This window comes from Variovorax sp. 22077, from assembly GCF_052044195.1.
GTDB lineage: Bacteria > Pseudomonadota > Gammaproteobacteria > Burkholderiales > Burkholderiaceae_C > Variovorax > Variovorax atrisoli.
Genome location: NZ_JBQEQC010000077.1, coordinates 1 through 1200 on the forward strand (window position 1 = coordinate 1; position 1200 = coordinate 1200).

Sequence of the window (1200 nt, forward strand, 5' to 3'; positions counted from 1 at the left end):
ATTACAGGTCGAGGATCTTCGCCACGACGCCCGAGCCCACGGTGCGGCCGCCTTCGCGGATGGCGAAGCGCAGGCCTTCTTCCATGGCGATCGGAGCGATCAGCTTCACGGTGATGCTGACGTTGTCGCCAGGCATGACCATTTCCTTGTCCTTGGGCAGCTCGATCGCGCCGGTCACGTCCGTCGTGCGGAAGTAGAACTGCGGACGGTAGTTGTTGAAGAACGGCGTGTGACGGCCGCCTTCGTCCTTCGACAGAACGTACACCTCAGCGGTGAAGTGCGTGTGCGGCTTGATCGAGCCGGGCTTGCACAGCACCTGGCCGCGCTCGACTTCTTCGCGCTTCGTGCCGCGCAGCAGCACGCCGACGTTGTCGCCAGCCTGACCCTGGTCCAGCAGCTTGCGGAACATTTCCACGCCGGTGCAGGTGGTCTTGACCGTCGGGCGGATGCCCACGATTTCGATTTCTTCACCGACCTTGATCACGCCGCGCTCGACAGCGCCGGTCACCACAGTGCCGCGACCCGAGATCGAGAACACGTCTTCCACGGGCATCAGGAACGTGCCGTCCACGGCGCGCTCGGGCGTCGGGATGTACGTGTCCAGCGCTTCGGCCAGCTTCATGATCGAGCCTTCGCCGAGTTCGCCCTTGTCGCCTTCCAGGGCCAGCTTGGCCGAGCCGTGGATGATGGGGGTGTCGTCGCCGGGGAATTCGTACTTGTCGAGGAGTTCGCGCACTTCCATTTCGACCAGCTCGAGCAGTTCCTTGTCGTCGACCATGTCGCACTTGTTCAGGAACACGATGATGTAGCCCACACCCACCTGGCGAGCCAGCAGGATGTGCTCGCGGGTCTGGGGCATCGGGCCGTCGGCGGCCGAGCACACCAGGATGGCGCCGTCCATCTGGGCGGCGCCGGTGATCATGTTCTTCACGTAGTCGGCGTGGCCGGGGCAGTCGACGTGTGCGTAGTGGCGGTTGGCCGTCTCGTACTCGACGTGCGCGGTGTTGATCGTGATGCCGCGCGCCTTTTCTTCAGGCGCCGCGTCGATCTGGTCGTAGGCCTTGGCTTCGCCGCCGAACTTCGACGACAGCACCGTTGCGATCGCAGCCGTCAGCGTGGTCTTGCCGTGGTCGACGTGACCGATCGTGCCCACGTTCACGTGCGGCTTGGTGCGGGTGAATTTACCTTTTGCCATTTTTC

1 protein-coding gene is annotated in these 1200 nt (G+C 63.8%); it reads right to left on the bottom strand.

What is annotated here, in order from left to right:
• Position 1: 1 nt before the first annotated feature.
• On the bottom strand, positions 2-1195 hold the full coding sequence (gene tuf / locus ACTJLF_RS34555; RefSeq protein ID WP_093210122.1) for an elongation factor Tu: 1194 nt from the start codon (positions 1193-1195) through the stop codon (positions 2-4).
• Positions 1196-1200 lie beyond the last annotated feature (5 nt).